This is a genomic window from Eudoraea sp., from assembly GCF_039969275.1.
Lineage (GTDB): Bacteria > Bacteroidota > Bacteroidia > Flavobacteriales > Flavobacteriaceae > Eudoraea.
In genome coordinates this window covers 64,824-88,115 of the sequence record NZ_JBDVOC010000009.1, presented here as the reverse complement: position 1 = coordinate 88,115, position 23,292 = coordinate 64,824, and the positions used below count along the sequence as shown (strand labels likewise).

22 protein-coding genes are annotated in these 23,292 nt (G+C 38.7%); 9 read left to right on the top strand and 13 right to left on the bottom strand.

The annotated features are described in order from the left end of the window. Positions 1–113 precede the first annotated feature (113 nt). Positions 114–2,351 carry a M1 family metallopeptidase gene (locus ABJH90_RS07625; RefSeq protein ID WP_348143026.1) on the top strand — a complete coding sequence of 746 codons (2,238 nt, stop codon included), beginning with the start codon at positions 114–116 and terminating at the stop codon, positions 2,349–2,351. 111 nt (positions 2,352–2,462) lie between these two features. Here ABJH90_RS07625 and ABJH90_RS07620 read toward each other — a convergent pair whose 3' ends face one another. The 8 genes from ABJH90_RS07620 to ABJH90_RS07585 all read right to left on the bottom strand — a co-directional run bounded on the left by ABJH90_RS07620 (position 2,463) and on the right by ABJH90_RS07585 (position 9,998). Next, a complete protein-coding gene (locus ABJH90_RS07620; RefSeq protein ID WP_348143023.1) occupies positions 2,463–2,792 on the bottom strand; it encodes a YegP family protein in 330 nt (109 codons plus the stop codon). 238 nt (positions 2,793–3,030) lie between these two features. Continuing rightward, on the bottom strand, positions 3,031–3,768 hold the full coding sequence (locus ABJH90_RS07615; RefSeq protein ID WP_348143020.1) for an outer membrane lipoprotein-sorting protein: 738 nt from the start codon (positions 3,766–3,768) through the stop codon (positions 3,031–3,033). A gap of 44 nt (positions 3,769–3,812) precedes the next feature. After that, a complete protein-coding gene (locus tag ABJH90_RS07610) occupies positions 3,813–5,087 on the bottom strand; it encodes an FtsX-like permease family protein (protein ID WP_348143017.1) in 1,275 nt (424 codons plus the stop codon). After that, positions 5,084–6,244, bottom strand: a complete 1,161-nt coding sequence (locus ABJH90_RS07605; protein WP_348143014.1) for an FtsX-like permease family protein — start codon at positions 6,242–6,244, stop codon at positions 5,084–5,086. Before ABJH90_RS07605 ends, ABJH90_RS07610 begins: the two co-directional genes overlap by 4 nt. Before the next feature lie 110 nt (positions 6,245–6,354). Next, complete coding sequence (locus ABJH90_RS07600) at positions 6,355–7,512, bottom strand: FtsX-like permease family protein (RefSeq protein WP_348143011.1); 1,158 nt, start codon at positions 7,510–7,512, stop codon at positions 6,355–6,357. A gap of 31 nt (positions 7,513–7,543) precedes the next feature. After that, positions 7,544–8,260: an ABC transporter ATP-binding protein gene (locus ABJH90_RS07595; protein WP_348143008.1), complete on the bottom strand. Its 717-nt coding sequence runs from the start codon at positions 8,258–8,260 to the stop codon at positions 7,544–7,546. Between the two features lie 11 nt (positions 8,261–8,271). Beyond that, positions 8,272–9,405 carry a hypothetical protein gene (locus ABJH90_RS07590; protein WP_348143005.1) on the bottom strand — a complete coding sequence of 378 codons (1,134 nt, stop codon included), beginning with the start codon at positions 9,403–9,405 and terminating at the stop codon, positions 8,272–8,274. Next, positions 9,402–9,998, bottom strand: a complete 597-nt coding sequence (locus ABJH90_RS07585) for a TetR/AcrR family transcriptional regulator (RefSeq protein WP_348143002.1) — start codon at positions 9,996–9,998, stop codon at positions 9,402–9,404. The genes ABJH90_RS07590 and ABJH90_RS07585 overlap by 4 nt, the downstream gene beginning before the upstream one ends. 473 nt (positions 9,999–10,471) lie before the next feature. Between ABJH90_RS07585 and ABJH90_RS07580 the strand changes: the two genes are divergently transcribed. Next, positions 10,472–11,932: a YiiX/YebB-like N1pC/P60 family cysteine hydrolase gene (locus ABJH90_RS07580; RefSeq protein ID WP_348142999.1), complete on the top strand. Its 1,461-nt coding sequence runs from the start codon at positions 10,472–10,474 to the stop codon at positions 11,930–11,932. A gap of 126 nt (positions 11,933–12,058) precedes the next feature. Here the strand turns inward: ABJH90_RS07580 and ABJH90_RS07575 are convergent, their stop codons facing one another. Further along, positions 12,059–13,507: an adenylate/guanylate cyclase domain-containing protein gene (locus ABJH90_RS07575; RefSeq protein ID WP_348142996.1), complete on the bottom strand. Its 1,449-nt coding sequence runs from the start codon at positions 13,505–13,507 to the stop codon at positions 12,059–12,061. Between the two features lie 249 nt (positions 13,508–13,756). On the opposite strand from ABJH90_RS07575, the gene ABJH90_RS07570 reads away from it, so the two are divergent. Beyond that, entirely contained in the window at positions 13,757–13,942 is a 186-nt protein-coding gene (locus ABJH90_RS07570) for a hypothetical protein (protein ID WP_348142993.1), read from the top strand. A 150-nt stretch (positions 13,943–14,092) separates the two neighbouring features. After that, positions 14,093–14,221 carry a hypothetical protein gene (locus ABJH90_RS07565; protein ID WP_348142990.1) on the top strand — a complete coding sequence of 43 codons (129 nt, stop codon included), beginning with the start codon at positions 14,093–14,095 and terminating at the stop codon, positions 14,219–14,221. Between the two features lie 67 nt (positions 14,222–14,288). Here the strand turns inward: ABJH90_RS07565 and ABJH90_RS07560 are convergent, their stop codons facing one another. Beyond that, positions 14,289–14,432, bottom strand: a complete 144-nt coding sequence (locus tag ABJH90_RS07560) for a hypothetical protein (RefSeq protein WP_348319796.1) — start codon at positions 14,430–14,432, stop codon at positions 14,289–14,291. 292 nt (positions 14,433–14,724) lie between these two features. On the opposite strand from ABJH90_RS07560, the gene ABJH90_RS07555 reads away from it, so the two are divergent. The 5 genes from ABJH90_RS07555 to ABJH90_RS07535 all read left to right on the top strand — a co-directional run bounded on the left by ABJH90_RS07555 (position 14,725) and on the right by ABJH90_RS07535 (position 18,731). Beyond that, positions 14,725–15,471 carry a DUF6090 family protein gene (locus ABJH90_RS07555; protein WP_348142988.1) on the top strand — a complete coding sequence of 249 codons (747 nt, stop codon included), beginning with the start codon at positions 14,725–14,727 and terminating at the stop codon, positions 15,469–15,471. Between the two features lie 53 nt (positions 15,472–15,524). Further along, positions 15,525–16,412 (top strand): LytTR family DNA-binding domain-containing protein, encoded by an 888-nt coding sequence (locus tag ABJH90_RS07550; protein WP_348142985.1) that lies wholly within the window; start codon positions 15,525–15,527, stop codon positions 16,410–16,412. A gap of 114 nt (positions 16,413–16,526) precedes the next feature. Further along, positions 16,527–17,474, top strand: coding sequence for a hypothetical protein (locus ABJH90_RS07545; protein ID WP_348142982.1), 948 nt, complete (start codon positions 16,527–16,529; stop codon positions 17,472–17,474). Positions 17,475–17,544: 70 nt separating this feature from the next. Then, a complete protein-coding gene (locus tag ABJH90_RS07540) occupies positions 17,545–17,676 on the top strand; it encodes a hypothetical protein (protein WP_348142979.1) in 132 nt (43 codons plus the stop codon). Positions 17,677–17,915: 239 nt separating this feature from the next. Next, positions 17,916–18,731 carry a hypothetical protein gene (locus ABJH90_RS07535; protein ID WP_348142976.1) on the top strand — a complete coding sequence of 272 codons (816 nt, stop codon included), beginning with the start codon at positions 17,916–17,918 and terminating at the stop codon, positions 18,729–18,731. A 345-nt stretch (positions 18,732–19,076) separates the two neighbouring features. Here the strand turns inward: ABJH90_RS07535 and ABJH90_RS07530 are convergent, their stop codons facing one another. From ABJH90_RS07530 to ABJH90_RS07520, 3 genes are all read right to left on the bottom strand, one after another. Next, entirely contained in the window at positions 19,077–20,852 is a 1,776-nt protein-coding gene (locus ABJH90_RS07530) for a tetratricopeptide repeat protein (protein ID WP_348142974.1), read from the bottom strand. Positions 20,853–21,171: 319 nt separating this feature from the next. After that, positions 21,172–22,050 (bottom strand): MBL fold metallo-hydrolase, encoded by an 879-nt coding sequence (locus ABJH90_RS07525; protein ID WP_348142971.1) that lies wholly within the window; start codon positions 22,048–22,050, stop codon positions 21,172–21,174. A gap of 97 nt (positions 22,051–22,147) precedes the next feature. After that, a complete protein-coding gene (locus ABJH90_RS07520; protein WP_348142968.1) occupies positions 22,148–23,269 on the bottom strand; it encodes a VCBS repeat-containing protein in 1,122 nt (373 codons plus the stop codon). Between the last annotated feature and the right edge of the window lie 23 nt (positions 23,270–23,292).

Below are 23,292 nucleotides of genomic sequence, written 5' to 3'. Positions count from 1 at the left end.
GAGGCATAGGGTCCTCTATCTTTTAAATCTTATATGTATCTTCGACATACTAAAATTTAATCCTTATAACATAGCTGCACCTGGCAGAAAATTATACACCTTAAAAATTTGATATGGCAATGACAAAAAATATCGTATTGCTTTTTACTCTTATCCTTTTTCATAATTTATCTTATACTCAAACCCAACCATGGCAGGGAAAATTTGAGCCCATTGATAATATGATCTCGCCACCCAACAGCTACAGAACCGCAAGTGGGGCTCCGGGAAAAGCTTATTGGCAGCAGCGTGCCGATTACAAGATAAAGGCGACTTTAGATGAATCAAATAATACAATCACGGGAGAAGAAACTATTACTTACTACAATAATTCCCCTGATGATTTAAGCTATATATGGATTCAATTGGAGCAGAATGTAAACAGAAAAGGAAATGAAGATTTTGGTTCCTTTTACAATGATATAAAAGACTCTATAAATGCACGCCAGATGCAGTTTCTTACCAGAGCTATTGACTTTCCTGCAGGCTATTCTATTAAATACATAAAGGATGTTAACGGTAACTCTATGAAATCATTGGTTAATAATACCATGATGAAAGTATTGCTAACAGAACCCCTTAAATCTGGTTCATCTTTAAGTTTTTCTATTGCATGGTCCTACCCAATTACAGACAGGAGCATGTATTTTTTATCAAGAGAAGGTTATGAATATTTCCCTGAAGATGATAATACTGTTTACCTTATTGCCCATTGGTTTCCCAGAATGGCAGTTTACAATGATACCGAAGGCTGGCAAAATAAACAGTTTCAAAGACTTGGGGAATTTGCATTAGAATTTGGAGATTATAGTATTGAAATAACTGTTCCCGAAGATCATATAATTGCATCAACCGGTATTTTACAAAATAGCAGTGATGTACTTACCAAGACACAACAAAATAGATTGAATGAAGCACGTGGGTCTTTTGATAAACCCGTAATGATTGTCACTAAAGATGAGGCTGAAAATAACGAAAAAACTAAATCCGCCAAACAGAAAACCTGGAAATTCAAAGCTTCTAACGTTCGCGACTTTGCTTTCGCATCATCTCGTAAATTCCTTTGGGATGCACAAGCTGTAAAGTTGTCAAGTAATACAGTTATGGCTATGTCTTTTTATCCTAAAGAGGGGTTGCCTGTGTGGAAGGAAGAATCTACAAAAGCAATAAAAAATGCGCTCGAAGTGTATTCTGATGCTACCTTTGATTACCCTTATCCGGTGGCCATTTCAGTGAACACCTCCAATATAGGTATGGAATTTCCCATGATTAGTTTTAATGGCGGCAGACCTAAAAATGGCAAGATCAGTAATGCTGCAAAACAGGGTATGATTGGTACAATTGTTCATGAAGTGGGTCATAATTGGTTTCCCATGATTGTGAGTTCTGATGAGCGTAAATGGATGTGGATGGATGAAGGTTTAAACACATTCCTTCATCAAAGAACTGTTGCAGAAAGATACCCTGGATTTAGAAGTACAACACCAAAAAGTATTGTGCCTTTTATGAGTGGTGATAAAAATATTTTGCGCCCTATTATGACAACATCCGATAGCGAATTACTGACTCAGTTCGGAAATAATTTTTATATGAAACCTACGGTTGGATTGCAGATGCTAAGAAACTCAATTGTTGGACGCGAGTTGTTTGACCAGGCATTTAAAGAATATGCCAATCGCTGGAAATATAAACATCCAAATCCTGCAGATTTTTTTAGAACACTGGAAGATGCAAGTGCAGTAGACTTAGACTGGTTTTACAGAGGATGGTTTTTTACAACAGATAATGTTGATATGGAACTCACTGATGTAAAATGGTTTAAAGTAAATGAAGAAGAGTTCAATAATAAGGATCAGAAAAAGACCGTCAAATTAAAGATTGAAGGTGAAAACTCCGGTGGAAAAGCAAAGGATTTTTCAAGCGGTCCCGAAGCCATAACTATGACCTCAACCCCTGATGGAAGCTATGGTGGGTTTTTATCTAGAATAGATGAGCCCGAACTTCGCAAACAGCTTTCAGGTAAAAATATTTATGAAATTACTATTAAAAATATAGGTGGATTGGTAATGCCTGTTACCATAGAATGGATATTTACTGATGGATCTAATGAGATTGATACGTTGCCAGCTGAAGTTTGGCGTAGGAACGAATACGAAATTAAAAAGACTTTTTTAAAAGAAAAAGAAGTTTCAAAAGTGAATTTAGACCCTAATTTTGAGTTTGCCGATACGGATATGAAAAACAATACCTTTCCTAAAGTAGAGACTCCATCAGAATTTGACGCTTTTAAAGCAAAGAAGACTAATAATTAGTGTTAACAGAAGTAAATAAACCCATTTACAAGGAGTGAAAAGCACAAAAAAACAGCCCGATAGGCTGTTTTTTTCATTCTAATCACTCTAAGATGTGATTAAACAGAATTCTTAGGAGTTGTCTTGAATCGTGGCTTTAGGTGCATTTTTTTTGACTGATGCAATCCCATTTGCCATAGAGGAAGCAGACGCATACATCTGACTATCACCTATCACCTGACCGTTAGACGCTTTTAAACTGAAATAAGGGCGTCCGTCCTTTGCCTTTTTCTTGTCGAACATTTTATCATTTTGTGAGTTTTTTCTAACGGATTCTATCCCGTTATCACATGCAGATTTAGAATTATAAGCTTCACTGCTTAGAATTACCTGTCCGTTTGATGCTTTAAGATTGAATCTTAGCTTTCCGGCTTTGTCTTTTTTAACTTCAAATTTTCCCATGGGTATATTTTATTCTGTTAATAATCGTAATATACAAAGATATTCAATAACCGTTTTACTTTTTCAAAAACGGCCATATTTCATTTAGTTTTTACATAAATAAGTTATCCTTCTTTTTATTTTTAAATTAATGCATTAGAACCCCAACTTCACATCCTGTGTCAATGAATTTAAATATTTATCCTTATTCAACCGATATATATTTGGTGGCCTGTTTTTGGTTTTTTGATTATAATTCCTATTGTTTTAATGATGCTTTGCTAAAGATATATTCGGGGATCTCTACATCGAACTCCATGCTTGTAACTATAAAATCGGTGCCTTTACCATCTTTCAACATATCTTTAAAGTTCATCTTCATGGGATACCAATGACCATCTATCTTTTGAACATTCTCCAAAATCACCCGTTTTAACAACTGCCCGCTTTTGGCGTACATTTCCTGTTTTAGAGGAACAAACCGTTCCTGGTCTACCCACATTTTTTGCTTTTCATAGGTTACATTTTCTACCTTGGCATTGAGTTCCATGACCCAGACTTTTCGGTCATTAATGCTTTCCTCGCCCGTAACTTTTGCATTGTACATCCTGTTTAACCTACGATCCTCCATAGCATCTTCGTAAGACATATCGGAGCCCATGACCGATTGCCTCAGCATGTGGCCGGAAAGCTGTATGGTACGGTCTGTGGAAGGGGAATAGATCCATAATCTATCTTCCAGTTTCAGCATTTTAGTGCCTTTTTCCCTTGCCGGTGACAAATACTCGGTAAAAGCTGTTATCTCACCCCTGGCATAGCCCTTAGAAGTAATGGTTCTGCTGTTCCGCTTTCCATTGATCACCATCTGTGATTCTGATATGCTGGTTTTCGCAATCATATTGTCGTCCACTTTTTGGAGAATACTCTCAGGGCTCGGGGCCTTTTCCTGTGCCAGAGTTATGGCTGGCACCAGGAGAAAATAAATCATTTTATACATGAAAACATATTTTATATTAAATCTATTTTTTAACTATACAAAAACTATACCTCCATTTCCTTGAACAAGGTAGCTGTCTCTCGTTTGTAAATTCCTATTCCCGACAGCAGTGTGCCTAAAACCATTGCGAACAGGCCCGGTATAAAACCGATATAGAACAAGGATGGGGTTACCTTGGCTCGGATGACTGAGGGCATCATCATAGTGGAGTTGCTTAGGTACTCCCCAATATCAATGCCTACTACCTGTAAATAATAGGTTGCACCTATCCCAATTACAGAGCCTATTACAGATCCGATGATCCCGATTAGTACAGACTCATAGAACAAGCTGCGGTATATATGGCCTTTTGATTCGCCCAGGGCGAGCCTTATACCAAATTCCTGATACCTGCGTAACCCGCCTAACAGGCCTGTATTCCATAGTACTATTGACATGGCGAAAACAAAGATGCCTACAAAAAGGACGGAAAAAACATTCACATAATCCAGATAGCCCGCCAAATTGTTCTGTGCCTTTAAGGGTTGCATCACAGGGGCATATTCATCCGTGCTGTTCGCATATTTTAAATTAAATGTATTACTAATCTGGTGTGCTTTATCATCATCATAGACCTCATCGTTCAGAAACCCCAGGATTTCGCCTGCACCGTTTTCCATATCCATCATCTGCTGGGCATCACCAATATCGATAATGATGGCGCCCTTGTCCATGGCCGCTGTACCGAAGCGGACAGTGCCCGTAACGGTAAAGTTTTCGAAAGACATTGCACCGTTCATTGTAGAGCCAATATAGGTAATCTCATCTCCGACTTTCAGATCTAACTTCTGTGCAAAATCATGGCCTATCAAAGCTTCTCCAGTCTCTGAAGGTATTTTTCCTGATACCAATGAATTGGCAATGTTTAGCCGTTCAACTTCCCCGCTATTTTCTGAGAATAATTCCAGCGCCATGCCCATGGCCGGGCCCTGGCCTTTGGTTTCACCGGAGGCATCCGGGGCATCCATTAATCCGCCGAAACGAATTCGCTTTACCCATTTCATTTGTGGGATTTGTGCACTCAATGATTGCATTAAAGTATCGACTCCCAACAGCGCTAAGTCATTAGGCAATTGATCCTTGTTCTCTGCATATGCCTTTGACATCACCTTTACGTGCCCTGTATCAAAACGGGCATTCTGATCTATAATATCGCCCATGGCCCCTTTCAGGTAGCCGCTGAGCAATACGGTTAGGGCTACGCCAATGGTGATGATTATAATTGGCAAAATACTTCGATTCTTGTCTCCTAAAATTCCTTTTAACAAAAATTGTATCATTGTAATTTTCCTTTTAATGCGTCAACAGGATCCATTTTGGATATCTTTCTGGCGGGTAAAAAGCTCACAAGCGTTGCCAAAGAGACCAACATAAAAACGGTACCAAAAAATAATTGTGGGCTATAGGCCGGATAAATAATGTCTGCCATGGGAAACCCCATCTCGTCTGTCCCTTTCGGCATGCTAATGCCGTTCATTGCAGTGGGAACAAAGAGGCCCAAACCTAAAATTCCCCCAACTAAAATGGCCAGAATACTGTACATACTGCCTTCAAAAGTGAAGATACCCGCCACTTTGGCCCGCGTCATTCCCAGAGAAATCAAGGTTCCAATTTCCTTTTGCCTCCTGAAAACAGAAAGTACCTGTGTATCGAATATTGCCAATAATGCAATGAACAAAAGTATCCCATAGATGAAATACGAACTTATTGTTTCAATTTCCACCATTGCCCTGATATCTTCCAGAAGAACATCTCGATTTAGGAATGTCCAGTTGGGTGGATTTTTTTCAGGCCTGTACCCTTCGCTGGCGATAAAAAGGCTGGCGTGCTGGTCAAGTCCGGTCATTTCCCATAATTTATCTAGTTCCACCCATATTTGTCCATTGTCTACATTAGGTACCGTGGTGTTGAAAATGCCGGTTATGGTAACTTCAGAGGCGTCAAAGGTGCCGTTCTTATCGCGCCACCGAAGTATAACCTGATCCCCAATTCCCAGATGTGAAGAAGCCGCCATCCGTTTTCCAATGATGGCGGGAATGTTGGCATCACTTGTTTTGAGTGCTTTAGTGGGAAGTTTAAGAACGTTCTGATCTGCCGGTATCCCTTTCAGAAGGATGGATACCATTCGCCCATCAGGATAAATGGAAGCTTGTCTGATTAGCAGGGGCTCTAATCCCTTTTGCTCATCTTTATTCAAAATCCCGTGACCATCCAATAAGGTAAAGGGATCATACGGGTCGTAGTCGGCATGCTGTAATTGACCGTATCCGTATTCCCATTCTGTGGCATCTTTTTCGGCCTGTTGATTCCACCCTTCAAGAAATGCTTTGTAGAAAATAATGACGACAAAAGTAAATGCCAGTACAAGTACATTAAGCCAGGTACGTAGCCCTGCCCCCATGATATTCTTGAATGCCAATTGCATTGCTTGTTTCATTACTAATCTGATTATTGCATTCTTTGGTTACTATATAATCTACTCATAACTCTCTATCCTTAACTTCTTTATTCATTCACTTTTATGCACTTCCTAAAACGCACAAACTTTCACTGCAACTTCCCCTTCAACGCATCGACAGGATCCATTTTAGCAATTTTTCGTGCGGGTAAGAAGCTTACGAGTGTCGCTGATACCACAACCAGTACTATCGTACTTAATATTAATCCAATCCCATATACAGGGAAAATACGTTCCGCTACCGCAATGCCCATATCCTGGGAGGCCACGGGCATTCCGATACCCTTTTTTGCCAAATAGACAAACAGCGGAACACCGTAAATACTGCCTAAAATGGTGGCAAGAATACTATACATACTGCCTTCAATGGTAAATAACCAGACCACCTGCCAGCGGGTCATCCCCAAAGAAATATAGGTGCCAATCTCTTTCTGCCTTCTAAAAATGGATAATACCTGCGTATCAAAAATTGCCAAAAGGGCTATGGCCAACAACAAGAAATACATAATGGAACCACTTATTTTCTTCATAGCAATGATGTCGTTGAGTTCTTTTAACAGATCCTCCTGACTTCGGAAATTCCATTCTTCCTGTAGCTCGTGCTGATATGCATTTCCGGCTATAAACATGGTAGCATGTTCTGTAAAACCCGTCATTTCCCAGAGTTTTTCTATAGGAATCCAAATTTGTCCGCCATCTACCGTGGGTACATCCGTATCAAAAATTCCGGCAATGGTAATATCTGCGGCATCAAAAGTGCCGTTTTTGTCGCGCCATCGCAGCAACACCTGGTCGCCCTCTTTTAAATTTGCCGATGTTGCCATTCGTTTCCCGACAATTCCCGGAATAGCGGCCTTACTCTGTTTAAGTAAATTTGTTGGAAGTTTTAAGATGCTTTGTTCAGTCGCAATTCCTTTTAGGGAAACAGATATCATCCGCCCTTGCGGATAAATAGATACCTGTCTAATCAAAATTGGTGTCAGGTTTTGGGATTTATCTTTAGGCAACGTGCCGTGCCCTTCCTGTAAAGTAAAAGGATCATAAGGATCATAATCCGTATGCAGTAAATGACCCCTACCGTATTCCCATGCAATGCTATCGCGTTTGGCTTGTTGATTCCAGCCGTCTATCATCCCGTTATACAGAATGATCACTACATAGGCAAACGAAAGCACCGCTACGTTGAGCCAGGTACGAAGACCGGACCCAATCAGGTTTTTATAAGCGAGATGTAATGCAAGTTTCATTTGTTCTTATCTCCTGGTTTTGACTTCTTCCTTAAATATTATATTTAGTCTTTGTAACATATTCATCCTCCGCCACTTTGCCATCCTCCAAATGGACAATGCGTTCCAAATACCCCATGACCTTCTCATCATGGGTGGAGAACAAGAAGGTGGTATTTAATTCATTGTTCAGTTGCTTCATGGTTTGCATAATGGCATGTGCGTTGTTGGCATCGAGGTTGGCTGTAGGTTCATCGGCGAGCACAATTTCGGGCCGTTTTACCATGGCTCGGGCAATAGCAACACGCTGACCCTCGCCACCCGAAATTTTTGCAGGTTTTTTATCAGCCATGTTCTCCAGGCCTACCCATTCCAAAGCATCCATTACCATTTTTTTCCGTTCCGCCTTTCCTATATTCTGAAGAATCAGGGCAAACTCTACATTCTCAAAAACAGTATAGACGGGCAATAAGTTATAGACCTGAAAAACAAAACCGATATGTCTGTTACGCAATTCCGCGGCCTGTTTGTGCGACAGGTCTGAGATATTCTTCCCCATAACAATGGCCTTTCCTTCTGTTGGGCTGTCCAGCGATCCCATAATGTTCAGGAGGGTGGTCTTTCCCGAACCACTGGGACCAACCAGTCCTGCAAATTCCCCGGTTTTGAATTTAAGGTTTATGTCGGTTAAGGCCTCAAACTCACCCTCACCTACCTTGAACCGCTTGGTTACATGTTCTATGTTAATAATATTTTTTTTGTCTTCCATTAGAATTTGTTTTAATGATTATAGACCAGCATTAACCGAAAACCAGGACCTGCAAAAACGTTGATCAGGTCGTTTATCTGTATGCCCCGTTGTATCTTCGGATTATAATAGGCCATCACATAGCCGGTAAGTTTTTTAAATTGATGTTCATAGCTCATAAAAAAGGTTGTATTACTAAGGGTCCAGTCCTCGTAGACTATAACGCTTAGATTATCAAAAAGCCCTAGCGGATAGGTAAGGTGCAAAGCTGTAAGATTGGTATTGTTCACAAATTGAAAAGGATCTGTGTCAAAGGAGGTAATAAGATGTTCAACTACTGCATTAAGGCCTGAACCAATTCCGAAAGTATAATCCATGCCCAAATTCAAAAGGGTCTGATTGGTAAGAATGCCAACATCTTTTGATTTATGAATATAAGAAGCCTCGAACCACAATCCAATTTCTACATCCCACTTCCCGTCTAGCGCTATACGGTTTTCAGGAATTTTTTCAAACTCGGGAGTTCCCGGAAGATCTTCCGAATCTGCAGTCCTATGATGGTAGGAAATTCCCAATTCTCCTTTGGGTACCGGAAACTGAACTCTTCCCCCAAATTCAGGGTCGTACTTGTAGGTCTTTAGGGTGTCAAAACCTCTTGTGTTTTCGTTGCCGTAAAGACCCCAGATCCAAATATTAGCATTGTTTAGAAAATAGTAACGGCCCAAAACAGCATAAACACCATCTGTAAGTCCCAGAGGATCACGCGGGTCTATCTCATTAAACCATTGTAATGGGCGCAATAGGGTAGCTACCCCAAAATCTATTTTTTGGAGGCCGGCACGTATTTCAAACTGACGCCCTTTATACCTGGCCCATATTCGATAAGGATCTATATAGCCATCGGCCTCCCCTTTATAAAACGGACTAAATAATGTAGCTCCGTAAATATCGGCAGATACCTGAAAATCCAAAGTTTTGGTTGAATCCAGGGGAATGGCATAATCTAATTTGGGAATATAACGCGCTCCTATCAGAATATCAAGTTCACTATCCGGGCTATAATTACCAAAAGCAGATAATTGGCCATCGAACACCAGTCCTTTTTGCCCATAAGTCTGGACAACTAACAGCATTAAAATCCATACGATTCTTGTTAGTGCTGTCATTTCTTATCATTTGGCATTACTCCGTAAAAAATAAAGTTGGTCAGTTCTACTGCAAGTTCCTGTGCACTGCCGTACATGGAGGTCAGACGTTTGTCCAGCAACTTTTCATTCAGGCTATTAATCATATATATTACGAAGTCAATCTTCAGGTCCTTTCGGATCTCCCCTTTCTTTTGTGCTTTGCTCAGGTCGTCATGTAAGGCTTGCATCGTGGTTTTTTGCCCTTCCTCCAGGGTATTTTTCAACCCGGTTTCAGTTGCGCCATATATATCGCGTAAGAACTCCTCACTAAGGTTTTCACTATTATCATGTTTCATCCGGACCAGGAGATGTATCTTTTCATTAAAAGGTAAATCGGCATCCATAATTCTGCGGTAATCCAACATTCCTTTTTCCTTAATCTGCACCAGTACTTTCCGGGCCACATGATTTTTGTTCTCAAAGTTGCGGTAAAATGTCATTTTGCTTATTTCGGCCTTTTTGCAGATTTCCTCAACGGTTACTTTGCCGATGCCATATTTCCAGAAAAGGGCCTGTGCAGCATTTAGTATCGCTACATAGCTTTTGCTCCTTTTCTCTTTTGACACTTCCATAGATGGGACAAATATAAGCAATATGTTACTATTATTGTAACTTTATGATATAATAGTAACTTTTTTTAAAACCTTTGATGAGATATTGACTCTTGAAGTCTTAATTTTCCAGGATAGCCAAAAAATCTAACCTAAATTAAAAGACCGGAAGCTTACTAATGTGGCCCATTCACAAAACACATTTTCATTTTGCCCCGTTTCTTAACTGCAACTTCTCCCCCTGTACTCACAGTTAAATTCACCTTTTACCAATTTGAAAGTGTGTTCACTGATATTGATCTTCCCTGTTGCGGAATTTCATAAAGCAATTTGTTAATTCCTTTAGGGAACTTGATGGATAATTAATTGCAATGCGCATTTAGCCTGTTAAAAAGCGATTACTTTAAGGAATGGGATATGATTGAAAAGATTGGTATAGGAATGATATATATTTACACAATGGATAGCATCTAACCCAAATTTTTTAAAATAGCATGAAGAAATTTATTACATTTTTACTAATCATTGCCGGGCTATATCTATTACTTCTTATCCCCATGCACGAAAATAAAAGCGCCCCTCAAAAGGCCTCACAAATTCCTTTTATTTGGGATCAGGATGCGCTTTGGGAGAATTTGGAAATAGCCTTCCTCCGGGCTAAAACAATTCCATCTGAAGAATTGGATTCTATAGTGCAACTTATGGCTTTTAAAAATGATAGTATCCTAAACGCCTATGAAGATAAAGCTATTGGACCTGAAGATAGTTTTTACCCGTTGATAGAAAACAGGTTTTTCCAGATTGCTCCGATGATTGCGGCACAGGAAAACAAATCTGATTGGCATATCCGGTTTTATAACAGAGTAAGAAAAAAGATAAAATTAGATTCTCGTTTTTGGGATATGAACAGCGCCAACGCCCGTAATACCTCTTACCGTATTCTATATGGTATGAGAGCTGCGGTGGAGGAGATTTTATTGCAATCCAGTGAGGATCAGTTTGTCTCTACAACCTTTGTTTTTGAGGAACCTTCCGCCACTCCTTCTGTAGAACTCCTGGGAATAAAAGTACACAGTGGTGATTTGCTCGTGAGCCGGGGCGGAGCAGAGGTCTCGGCTTTTATTTCAAGAGGAAATGATTTCCCGGGGAATTTTTCGCATGTGGCAATTATTCATATAAACAAGGAGACCAGCGAACCCTATTTAGTGGAAGCTCATATTGAAAAAGGTGTGGCAATAGCAACAGTTGATGAGTATTTAAATGATAAAAAACTGAGGTTTATGGTAATGAGGCCCCGGGTTGATTTGGAGCAAATGATAGCAAATCCTATGCTCCCCCATGAAGCGTCCTTATATATTTTTAATGAATCTCAAACCAGACATATTCCTTATGACTTTAAAATGGACTATTACGATTCTTCGGCCATGTTCTGTTCAGAAGTTGGATCATATGCCTATAAGGAGTTTGGGATTAATTTATGGGAGTCTGAATCTACCATCTCGTCGAATGGGATTATTGAATGGCTGAACAATTTTGGTGTAGAGCACTTCGTAACCCAAATGCCATCTGATCTTGAATACGACCCAATGCTTAGCGTTGTAGCCGAATGGAGGGATAAGGAAATTCTTTTTCAGGATCATGTAGACAATGCGGTTATGGACGCTTTGATAAGCCGTGCCAATGAAGGTGAAAAACTCGATTACAATCTTTGGATGCTGCCTGTGGCAAGAGTTATTAAGGGGTATTCATTATTTCTTAATAGTATAGGAAGAGAAGGGATAATTCCGGAAGGTATGGGAGCTGTTACGGCTTTGAAAAACAATAATTTTGTAGACCGATTTAAGAAATGTAAATCCCTGACAGAATCAAAAATAAACGTTTTTAAGGAAGAAAATAAATATCCCCCTCCATACTGGCAAATGGTGAGAATTGCCGAGGAGAGTTTAACAAATTAGGTTATTCTTATTAGGTTGTTCTTATAAAGAATAATTCTTGTTTCAACCCAGATAGTCACCCGAGGTCTTTGCCGGTCTTTCATTTATTATAGCCAAGTCAGTTATTAGATGTAAACATTTTGGATTTTATTTCCATGGTAAAACTACATCGCTCCCAGTTTCTCCAGAAATATACCTCTGCAAATGACGGGCAGCTAATTTATCATTGGGATATTTTTTAACCAGATTTTTAAGAGCTTCCAGGGCATGATCAGATTTTTGTTCCATCTCTTTATAAACTTTCAAATATTCCCCGGTACTTTCTAGTTCCATATCAGTTTGGGTAAGCGGTTCAAAGGTAGCTACCGGTTTCGTCTTGCCTTTTAATAAAAGAGACCCTATAGGCCTTCCAAGAAAATTACTGCATTGGGAAACGGTTGTTTCACTAATACATACGCGGGTACCTAAATATTTATTGGCGCTTTCAAGGCGTGCCGCCGTATTAATAGCATCTCCAAGGGCCCGATAGTCTAATTGATTTTTACCCCCAATGCTGCATAGGATTACGCTTCCGGTATTGACGCCTATTCTGGTTCTGCCTAAATCCATGCCCTGCTTTTGTTTTTCAGCAGCAAATTTTTGCGCGTATATATCCAGATCCAAAGCACAGGCTATGGCCCTTGAAGCATGGTCTTCTTGTACTAGCGGTGCAGAAAACATTACAGCTATAGCATCCCCTACTATCTTTGACACAGTACCTTCATGTTGAAAAACAATGGCTATCATTCCTTCAAAATATTCATTTAGGGACGTAACCAGAGTGGCAGGATCTGAATGTTCCACCAAAGTAGTAAAACCTACCAAATCCGTAAAGATGAAAGAACACTCCCTTCGTTCCCCTCCCAGATTTAGATCACTCGCATTGGCAATTAAATGGTCCACCAAATTAGGAGAAACATATGCAGAAAAGACATTTTTTATCCATTCGTTCCTTTTGCCAAGCAGCGTTAGGGCCAAGTTTTTTTCTCCAACAAAATATCGAACTATTATAAATGATGTAAGTGATGTTCCAATTATGTTCATGGCAAAGAAACCATTAATCACGCCCTCTTTTAAGCTATTACCATAGGTATACATTCCTTCCAGAAATGCAGAAATAATTACAAGAGCCAGAAAAGCAATAAACCAACGCATAGCTTCAATGCGGCCTTTTAAAACCAGGGCGCCCAGAGGGGAGGTTAAAGACCACATAACAACAGCTCCGGAGGCGGCAAAGCCACCCAAACTAATCATCAATAAAAAAGGGAGGAAAAGACTAAAAACTAACTGACTAACTAAAAAAATTGTAAAGCTTTTGGTCCTGTTAAAAATTATTAGACTCAATATGGATATTAAAGCGTACGAAAAAGGTATGCTTCCTGCCAAAGTTTCCCCAAAGTAAAAATAGAGCAAACCCCACAATAGAGCCATTAAAGCCATACTCCCCGCAAAATAGATCAAAAGGGTTTTTTGAAGACTCACTTCCTCGCTATCACTGGGATCGGATCCGATATCTCCGATATGGACTAAAAACGATTTTAGTGGATAGTTAGCCAAGGGAAAGAGTGGTTTAATTTTTACCTAATGTGAATATACTAAAAATATAGGCAAGGTTTTGGCGGGTATTTCCGGGCTTGTTTGTTGTTTTGTTTTTAAAGAAAATCTTAATCGGGAACTTACACCGGTAATATTCCAATAGCAAAAGAATTAAAGAATTTAATGAATACCACTCCAGTTTGTTAAGTTCGGCTAAAGTATAACAGTAAGTATTCAAAAAAACGTTCATTAATCTTCGACAAGCCCTATATGTTTAATACTAAGGAATTGGAATATATCAATGACCCTACTTCAGAAATATTTAGAGAACAGGAATGGATAAATGCCATGTTTCTTGTAAAACATATGGAAGCTATGGAATTTCATAAGGACCTTCTGGCCAAAATTGAATTTTTGACTGCGCTAATTAAAGAAGAATTAGATCAAAGAAAATAACCTCGTTTTTAACCCCTAAATAAGATTTTCTCGATAAAATGCATAAAAAGTTCGGTCAAACCACAACTTTTAGCCCTTTCACAACAATTTGGTCTGCGCTCACCACACAAATTCGTAACTTATTAGAACTTAATCTAAAAAATAATTGCTATGAAATCAGATTCAAACAAGCATCCCATTTTAAATTCAATTCTTTCCGTTTTGAATATTAGCTTAGAGGTATTACTGGCATTAATAGCCCTTGGTTTTCTTATAGGCCTTTGGGGGGTATTAAGCTAAATCCACTCAACATTTGCAACAGCAGCTTCAAAACGTAATAGGACATCACAAAGATGTTCTCACTTCGTTATGTCATAAAAGCTGCTTTTTTATTACTTTGAGGCTTCACATAAATCCTAGTCCAAATACTAAAATAAAAATCCTTCCATTTTGGAGGGTTTTTTTTATGCCTGGTTAACTCGTTTATCAGCATTCCTAAAATCTTCTTCATCCCCCCTTCTTTTTCCATACAATCTTCCTAAAATAGTCCGGCGGAAGCTTTATCCCGGAATGCCTCAATATTTCCCTATCTTAGTAAGAACTACCAACAATGTTTCATATGATCAACTTCTTTAGAGGACAGAGCGTTAAGAAGGCAGAATGAAAAAGCCAACGATTTGACTTTTGAGTGATGAGCCAGCTGAGGCGAGGCAAAGTAGACATTTTTAGTGAATGGGCCACCTTGCTCTGCCATAGCGGCTACGCGAAGGCGTGGATGGCACGTTGGCAGTAATAATTAAACTATGATTAATTTTTTTAGGCGAATACGCAAAAAACTGGCAGACGATAATCAGTTCTTCAAATACACCAGGTATGCAATTGGAGAAATCTTACTGGTTGTAATTGGGATTTTGATAGCGTTGCAGATCAATAATTGGAATGAAGTTAAAAAAACTGACGTCAAAATTAAAAACTCGCTGGTAGCATTAAGAAACGATTTAATACAAGACACCTTATTAATTACCGAAAGACGACCGTTTATCATCGAGCAATATCAATTAAATGAATCTTTGAGAGCTAGAGTAGCAAAACCGAAAGCAACAGTTGACACATTAGTACACGTAATGCGCCATGAATTTAACCCAAATTGGAGTGTTCAAATTATTTACAACACAAACGCCTATAATAGCCTAAATCAAACGGGGCTGATAGAAAACGTCTCTGATTCACTCAAGGCAAATATTAAGAATTTTTACAATAAGAAATTTTCTCTTCATGACAGGATAGAAAAAACCACGAATGATTATAGAGAAAAGATTACTTCCTACGTCGACACCTATACTTTTGGTTCGACTCAAATTCATGACCAAGGACCATTGATAGATTCGCTGGTTTGGGAGAACATCAATCCCAGCCATCTTGCAGCTACATTTCAGGGGATAAGTAATTTTAAGAGAATTCTCTTTACAGAAACCAAAGAAGAGCTGGATTATTCTCTTACAAATTCTCGAAGTTTATTAGCACAACTCAACATTTATTTAAAAAAATGATAGTAAAGTTCATAAGAGAAACCTGTTTTAGTAGTCTGCATTAGATTACTGCCATGTCAAAGACAGCTCCCGGAAAAATTTATCTTTGTGGAATTATGCATCAGGAACTAATATTCTTTAACACCGCTCGTTACAAACTGGTATTGAGCATTGCCATTGGTTTATTTCTGTTCCTTTTTTTAATTGCTTTCCTCCCTTTTGGAGTCAGCAACTATGATCCAAACCACACATATACTTTCGAATTTCTCTACGAGATAGCCCAATACATTCCAATAACCATCCTAAGCTCGCTTATTAATGAATTTGGTATTAAATCATTGTTCAGGGGGCGCTTATCTTATACTTTTATTATTGGGTGGACCATCTGGAGCCTCATATTCCTGGGTCTGATCATCTTCATTACCTATAATTACCAGGGCGATTGGCATGACTGGAAACTTTCCAGTGTTTTTGGCTTTGTGTTCGATGTTTCCAAAGTATTAATTTTCCCCTTGGTTGGCACATTCTTCTATTTCAGGTATAAAGCCCTGCAAGAAAAATATGATGCTTTCCTTACCAATATTGACAGCAGTATCGACGACAAGCAGATGATACTTTTCACAGGCCAGGGTACAAAGGATAAAATTTCCATGATGGTGGTCGACTTTATTTATGCAAAAGCGCAGGACAACTATATTGAATTGCACTATCTGAAAAACGGACAAATTTCAAGGTTCCTGATACGTTCATCTCTTGCAAGTCTGTACGATTCCCTGGATTATGATTTCCTCGTCCGCTGCCATCGCTCTTTTATTGTAAACCTTTACAATGTTAGTTCTATCAAGGGGGGCAGGAACGATTTGAGGATCACAATGAGTCATGCAGATGAAATGATCCCTGTTTCAAAAACGTATGTGGATGCCACTTTGGAGGGGCTAAAAAAATACAAGCGGTTCCAATAGGGTATTCATTTACCACAAATAATCAAATTTTACCACAAACGAGATAAAAAGCTGACGGACTTAAGTTATGGCTCTTACATTCGTTCCATCATCAATCATTAAATCTCAATTAACATGAAAACAAAAATGAAAACAACTAAGAAACTTAGAGCCTCCATTTTTTTGGGTGTCGTATTTTATCTCCTGGTATCCCCGGTGCAATCACAGGAAAACAATGCAATTTTACAATCTTTTGCAGATAGTTATAAAACAGATCCCATGGCCAGGTCTGTTACTTTCGGAATTACTGTAGGTGAAGAATGGTGGCATGTTATTTCGGAACGAAAAGAGGAAGGTTATAAAGTAGGTAAAAAGAAACAATATACCTTTCATAATTACGGTCCGCATCAGGTAACGCTTCATCCGGGGAAACCTAAAGAGCCTACCTGGTATTTTAAATTTGCGGATGCCTCGGTTTTGGAAAAAATAAATTCTAAAGTCTGGACTGCCAGTACGGCCAATGCGCGTTCTACAGCAGCTGATGAAGTGGGTCTGGATATCATTGCCATGGATGGCTTTCAAAATACACAGAAGACCGACGATATCTCCTACCAGGTGCTGGAGCATTTTTGGAAGAAGGATGCCATAGAGATTACCCGTTTTACCCGTGATAATACCCTGCCCAGCCATGGTGCAGAGTTAGTTTCTCTGTACACTATGAAAGACAAGCGTATAGGGTGGTTTACATTGGGCACGGATGAGACGGCTAATGCCGACAGACGATTAGATAAAGGACAAGTACCCAACCTTATGATTTTTACCAAGGGTAAGGGAAAAGGCCTTTTTGGGGAGGAAGAATTTGATATTGAGCCCGGGATGAGTGTGTTTATAGGGCCCTATGTAAAACACGTGATCTACAACCCGTACGAAGAACCACTGGAAGGAATCCTGGTGCTCTTTGGAGACAATATTGATTTCGCCAAAGGGCAGTCCTACCTCGAATTTTTGGAAAAGCAGTCTGACTTCCTGGAAAGCAATGAAAAAAATGTTCGGGACAGCTCCGGAGACTTAAGCAGCAATTAGGTTTCATTATAAAAAAGCTCCTTCAAATTGAGGGAGCTTCCCAATTTCGAAACAAATTTCAGTTGCCCCTTTGGTATTTAGGTTTATTGATCTGCCCCAGGATTTAGGCCTCGTATCCACTCCGCTGGTGGTAGACGGGGTTTTGTATTTTACAGGAACAACGAATATGAAGCGCACGGTGGATGCAGCCGGTGGGAGTTAGCTTGCACGACGATGCGAGCAAAGGTTCAATGGGGGAGATAGTCCAAAGGAATAGCCCTGAGTAGGCCATTGCCATAAGAAAGAAATAAGGGGGTTTACAATTTATCTTTAATTTTTTAAAGGTTTTCTATGAACTATTACAAATGCTTATAATACTTTTGAAAGCATAAAGTTAGAATGTTAATTCCTAAATCTTTATGTTTATAAAAACTATCAAGTGTTATTATAATCTAACCAACAATGGGGCCTAAAAGAAAATACAACGTCATCTTCAGGGCTTGTGATATTGTCAATGCCGTTAACAAGAATCCCAGACCTTTTAATTTGGAGAAAGGGCAGCTGATTAAACTATGTTTTCTAAGTTTGGTTGAATCCTTAAAAGATTTAGATTTTAAGATCATCGTTCTGGGTGATAAGCTCTCTGAAGACATGATCGCCTTTTTTAACAGTTTCGAAATTGAATTGCATCTCGGAAACTTTGGAAACGATGCCTCCATCAGGGAAACTCTAAAAATCGCAAGTACAATTCCAGACGATGAATGGATTTACTTTTGTGAAGATGACTATTTGCATGCTCCTAATGCCTTTAGAATTATTGATCATTTTTTAAATGAAAGAGATTCCCTTTTTAACCAAAAAAAGAAACTCAACAACTTATCCACCCTCGTAAATTTAAAAGATAAAGACCTATTTATTTTTCCACCGGATTATTCGGATCGATATGACCCAGAATACCGCCAGCATTCTTTAATTCTTTTGTCGAGCGATTGTCACTGGAGACAAGTGAACAGTGTTACCTTTACGTTTCTAACAAAATCTTCCACCATTAAAAAACATTTCTCCCTGTTCAAAAAATCCTCTGTTAAAGCCAGAGATCGATTGTTTAGCAGAAAGCTTTTCGGACGAATTGGTTTTGGTTTCTGGACCAGTTCGGTGTGCTTCTCCCCCGTCCCGGGATTATCCACTCACATGCACCGTGACACCATGACACCCCTGGTGAACTGGGAGAAGTTAGTGCTGGAATACAGTGCTAAAGTTGAAGCATTAGACTATTGATTTACAATTCGCAGTTTTATTTTGATTGTAAAAATCTTATCAACCCTATTCTGCTAACGCAAAAGCTAAATTATTCAGAGAACGGCTGTTGGTCCTGATAGCTCCTATTTAGTACCCTATATTTATTGTAATATCAGAATCGGTATTTCGGAGGAGTAATTCCATTGAGTCGTAAATATGTTGTTGCCTGACCAACATGATGGACAGTATGATTGTAGGCTAACATAATCATATCAAAAACTGAGAACTCCTTCCAGGGTTCCATATCTGGATAGAAATGGTTTTTAGTATTAAGTTAATTGTTGGTATTCATTAATCTACTTTTAAGGCATTGCAGATTTCAACTCAAAAAAACATTTTTTTAAAAGCGTTATGTTTTTGCTTTGCACTCTCCAGGATTTTGTGGAATTCCGGTTCGTCTCGGACAGAGTCCAGGAAAAAATCGGTTTGTATTAAAGGATAATTAAAAAACCCGCCATCGACGGCTCTTTGCAGGCATCGAATACAGCCATCTCTATCGCCCAGCAATCCATAGTTGCCGGCATTCAAATACCAGGCTTCTGCATCCTCTACATCATATTGTTCAAACTTGCTTGCAATAGCTATGCCCTCTTCGATTTCATCTTCTATATATGCCTTGGTTGCAGCTACCATTAATGCTGATAGCCCTTCTGGTTCCAATTCTATTACCCGTTCAAAATATTTGATTGCTTGTTCCTTCTTGCCCTCGCGGAAAAGTGCTAGTCCTTGAATCCCAAAATATGTTCTTGCACTTGGTGCGTAGTTCTTCAATACTTCAAAGGCCTTTTCATATTCTCCGGCCCACATATATGTGATACCAATTGATTGAAATCCTGGATTCATAGGATCTATAGCTATCGCTTTTTCCATTTCTTGAATTGCATAAGTATTCATTCCGGCATATCGATAAATATATCCGAGGGCAAAATGGGCATCTGCATTGTTGGGATTGATTTCCAACATTTGTTTGGTAAGTTCCACTGCTTTTTCAGTTCTTGCGGTCTCTGTATAAATTTTTGCCAGATGACCAAGGGCGCTAAGTAATTCTTCATTTATAGACAACGCCTTTATATAGGCGGTTTCTGCTTTTTTGGTTTCTTCCGGATCGAGTAATCCATATTGAGCTAAATTATGAATTCGGGTACCAAGGTTGTCGTAAGCAGGCGCATAAATTGAATCCAATTCTATAGATTTATTAAACATCTCTATTGCCATTTCATCTCCCTCATTAGTATGCGGATAGGAAACACCTCGCAGATAATATTCGTACGCTAAAGGATTACTTGATAAATCTTTGCCAATTCTGCTTATTTCCTTTTCGGAAAATTGAGCATTCATCCCTTTAACGACATGTTTTGCTATAATATCTTGAAGTTCAAATGCGCTTTCGAAATCAACTTCAATTCTATCCCGCCATTTTATTTCATTGGTAGATACTTCTACAAGTTCAACATTCATTCGGATAATGTTGCCTTCCATTAAAAAATTACCAGTTAGAATGTAATCTACATTTAGTTCATCCCCTGCTGTTTTTGAATCAATTACTTCTTTTTCATATTTACGAATGGAACTGGATGGCCTAACTATAATGTTTTTGAGATAGACTAAATCTCCAATGATCTGATCAGCAATAGCGAAGCCAAAGTAATCGGTTTCAAGATCGGGCTTAGTATTAGAAAAAGGGAGTACGCCAATAAATTTGGTTGAAATTTCGTGAGAATCTGTATCAACAACATTACCGGACGAATTATTCCCAAACTGATTGAATAGTAAAATAATAACCGCCAAAGACAATGAAGCAATGATCACTTTATTGAGCCGACCGCTTTTTAAGTTTGAATTTTCATTTTTATTTTCGAGCGATTTAGTTTTCTTAATTCCTTCCGGGGTAACATCATAGATCCATGCAAACACTAAATTAATCGGAAAGCCAATAATCAAAATAAAAAGAAGCGTTTTCATTACAAAAGGAGGCGCTTCAAAAGTAGGTAGTACAATAGAGGCTATTTGAGCAATAAGCCATGCTACTACTAAATAGGCTATCCCCGCTTTAAAGACATGGCGTCGTTTGAGTTCCGCTATGTATTTTTTTATGTTCATGTATCACCCTAAGATAGTCATTTATACGATAGATATCAGGAGGTGAAATGAATTGGTTTAATTGCAATCTTTTGAATGTACGCATTGTAGAGAACAATAGAAGCAGGAGCGGGTGGTCCAATCCCGATAACTATCGGGAGCTCCTTCTCTATAGTATTACGAAGGAGAAGTCAATTGATTAAAACAATTGGATATAGTAATTAACAATTTATCTTTTATACGAACTAAGATAATGAATGAATATCTAATAGTATTAGACCAATATTATCAGTACCAATAAAGGTTAGAACAGGAACTAAGCAACTATGAATTACATCCTTTAATTAATAGTTATTGTGCCCAGATGTTTTGGAATAATGACCTTTGTTTGTGGGGCCAGCTTTTTTACATCTTCTTGAAAGGGAATTAGCTTTGTCTCAACACCGGTTTGCTGTGAAAATCTGTAGGGCAGTCTAAAATTGTCCCAATGAGTTGGTATAATTACCTCAGGGTAATTTGTAATGGCAAGAAGGCGTTCGTTATATTTATAGAGGCCAAGTTGTGAACGATTAACACCTGCCAATAAGATATCTGGTTTAATGCCTAATAGTTCTCTTTCAACAAAGTTCATAGAGCCCATAGTTAATACATCATGGTTTGCAAACCTGGCAAGAAACATTAATGAACCCCCTTCTATAAATTCAGAAACCTTAAGTGGAGCTTCAGGTATTGTAGAATAAACTCTGTTATCGATATAATGTTTTTCATTTAATGCGGAATGAAGTGTAGGAATTACTTTTACAGCAAAATTCTTAAACTGATAATCTTCTCCTCCTTTAACGGGATATAATTGCTCATCCGGGATTCCATAAGCGCGCAAAATATTGCATGTGGTTTCAGTGCCAATAACCTTGGCTCCTGTTCTCTTAGCAATATAGGGTACATCGGCAAGATGATCAAAGTGAGAATGATGAACCAGAATAAAATCGGCCCTGCTGATTAAACTATCTATACTTACAGTATCTGAAACTGCAATATCTGAACGTTCAACGGTTGCTCTTTTATCATCCGGACTTATACCGGGACCGGTACCAAGTTTGAAACGCGATATATAAGGATCTACTAATACGGTAATTTCTCCATCGGTTATTTCCCAGCCTGCAGTTCCAAGATACTTAAGTTTTATGGGATCAGTCTGTGCATTTGTAATAAGAGACATTAGAAAAATAAAAGAATAAACTAGTTTTAGTAGTTTGCTTTTGCTGAAAGCTCTAGGCTTCATTTTATAAAAGTTGCACATATTAGTTAGTTTGAATTTATTTCTTTTTTCGATTAAAATAGTAGCGATTAATGTCATCGGAGTTGGCTTCAATTATATCAATATAGCCATCATTGTTTAAATCTGAGGCAATTATATCATAGGTTAGAAAAGCTTCATCAGACAATGCAGAACTTGTCCAGTTTTTACCATCCCCCGAATTCCAAAAGATAGCATTTGCGTTACCGGAATTCCCTATAATGATATCTTTATCATTATCTAAATCGAGATCAGCAACGGTAACTGCATAACTGTTCATTTCAGAGGAATCAAAGACGACAGAATTTGTATAGGGTGCTGTGTTACTTCCGAAGTAGATGGCATTAGCTTCGCCAATATTGGCAACAATAATGTCTGAGTATCCGTCATTGTTTATATCCGTAACACTTACAGAACGCGTATTGTCGTTTCCTGTTCCAAAGACGATTTTCTCATTAAATTCAAGTTTGCCATTATTCAGATACACGTAATTGGATTGCTCGTCTCTGTTGGCCAAAATCAAATCCAGATCGCCATCATTATCCATATCTGCAACCTTAACATCTATAGTTGAATCCTCTTTGTTACCAAAACTCAGGTTTTTCAAATAATTTCCTTCGCCATCGTTCAAACAAATTTCATTGGCTCGACCTCTATTTGTTATAAGAATATCGAGATCGCCATCCTGGTCGAGGTCGGTTAATGTTACGTTTCTTGTAGGTGCATATTCCACTCCAAAGGAAGAGCTCCTTGAAAAGTTCCCTTTGCCGTCGTTTTTATATATATAATTGGGAGCCATATCGTTTCCTACTACTATGTCTAAATCACCATCCTTATCAAGATCTCCCAATTCCGCGGCGTAGGTAGTTGATCTTTGTTCACCTAAATCCTTTTCAACTGTAAAAATACCTCTCCCGTCATTTAGGAAAATACGATTCTGGCCCGGCCAGTGTCTTCCATTAGCTACAATAATATCTTTATCGCCATCGGCATCTATATCTCCACTGGCAACCGATGCAGTTCGTTCTTTGTAGGTGCCCAAAATAAGGCGTCCATTAGATTGCATTTCATATTCTTGTGTAAAACAAAATTGGAACAAATAGCAAAATATAAGGGTTGCAAAAGTTGTTTTATTTCCCATTAGGAAGTTATTAATTATACAAT

Excerpts from the sequence above, each read along its gene's own strand:
- ABJH90_RS07535 (WP_348142976.1), top strand. The coding sequence starts at position 17,916 with ATGGGGCCTAAAAGAAAATACAACGTCATCTTCAGGGCTTGTGATATT.
- ABJH90_RS07565 (WP_348142990.1), top strand. The coding sequence starts at position 14,093 with ATGAAATCAGATTCAAACAAGCATCCCATTTTAAATTCAATTCTTTCC.
- ABJH90_RS07615 (WP_348143020.1), bottom strand. The coding sequence starts at position 3,768 with ATGTATAAAATGATTTATTTTCTCCTGGTGCCAGCCATAACTCTGGCA.
- ABJH90_RS07525 (WP_348142971.1), bottom strand. The coding sequence starts at position 22,050 with ATGTCTCTTATTACAAATGCACAGACTGATCCCATAAAACTTAAGTAT.
- ABJH90_RS07625 (WP_348143026.1), top strand. The coding sequence starts at position 114 with ATGGCAATGACAAAAAATATCGTATTGCTTTTTACTCTTATCCTTTTT.
- ABJH90_RS07580 (WP_348142999.1), top strand. The coding sequence starts at position 10,472 with ATGAAGAAATTTATTACATTTTTACTAATCATTGCCGGGCTATATCTA.
- ABJH90_RS07605 (WP_348143014.1), bottom strand. The coding sequence starts at position 6,244 with ATGAAACAAGCAATGCAATTGGCATTCAAGAATATCATGGGGGCAGGG.
- ABJH90_RS07545 (WP_348142982.1), top strand. The coding sequence starts at position 16,527 with ATGAAAACAAAAATGAAAACAACTAAGAAACTTAGAGCCTCCATTTTT.
- ABJH90_RS07620 (WP_348143023.1), bottom strand. The coding sequence starts at position 2,792 with ATGGGAAAATTTGAAGTTAAAAAAGACAAAGCCGGAAAGCTAAGATTC.
- ABJH90_RS07590 (WP_348143005.1), bottom strand. The coding sequence starts at position 9,405 with ATGACAGCACTAACAAGAATCGTATGGATTTTAATGCTGTTAGTTGTC.
- ABJH90_RS07585 (WP_348143002.1), bottom strand. The coding sequence starts at position 9,998 with ATGGAAGTGTCAAAAGAGAAAAGGAGCAAAAGCTATGTAGCGATACTA.
- ABJH90_RS07520 (WP_348142968.1), bottom strand. The coding sequence starts at position 23,269 with ATGGGAAATAAAACAACTTTTGCAACCCTTATATTTTGCTATTTGTTC.
- ABJH90_RS07550 (WP_348142985.1), top strand. The coding sequence starts at position 15,525 with ATGTCAAAGACAGCTCCCGGAAAAATTTATCTTTGTGGAATTATGCAT.
- ABJH90_RS07610 (WP_348143017.1), bottom strand. The coding sequence starts at position 5,087 with ATGATACAATTTTTGTTAAAAGGAATTTTAGGAGACAAGAATCGAAGT.
- ABJH90_RS07555 (WP_348142988.1), top strand. The coding sequence starts at position 14,725 with ATGATTAATTTTTTTAGGCGAATACGCAAAAAACTGGCAGACGATAAT.
- ABJH90_RS07595 (WP_348143008.1), bottom strand. The coding sequence starts at position 8,260 with ATGGAAGACAAAAAAAATATTATTAACATAGAACATGTAACCAAGCGG.
- ABJH90_RS07570 (WP_348142993.1), top strand. The coding sequence starts at position 13,757 with ATGTTTAATACTAAGGAATTGGAATATATCAATGACCCTACTTCAGAA.
- ABJH90_RS07530 (WP_348142974.1), bottom strand. The coding sequence starts at position 20,852 with ATGAACATAAAAAAATACATAGCGGAACTCAAACGACGCCATGTCTTT.
- ABJH90_RS07560 (WP_348319796.1), bottom strand. The coding sequence starts at position 14,432 with ATGAAGAAGATTTTAGGAATGCTGATAAACGAGTTAACCAGGCATAAA.
- ABJH90_RS07600 (WP_348143011.1), bottom strand. The coding sequence starts at position 7,512 with ATGAAACTTGCATTACATCTCGCTTATAAAAACCTGATTGGGTCCGGT.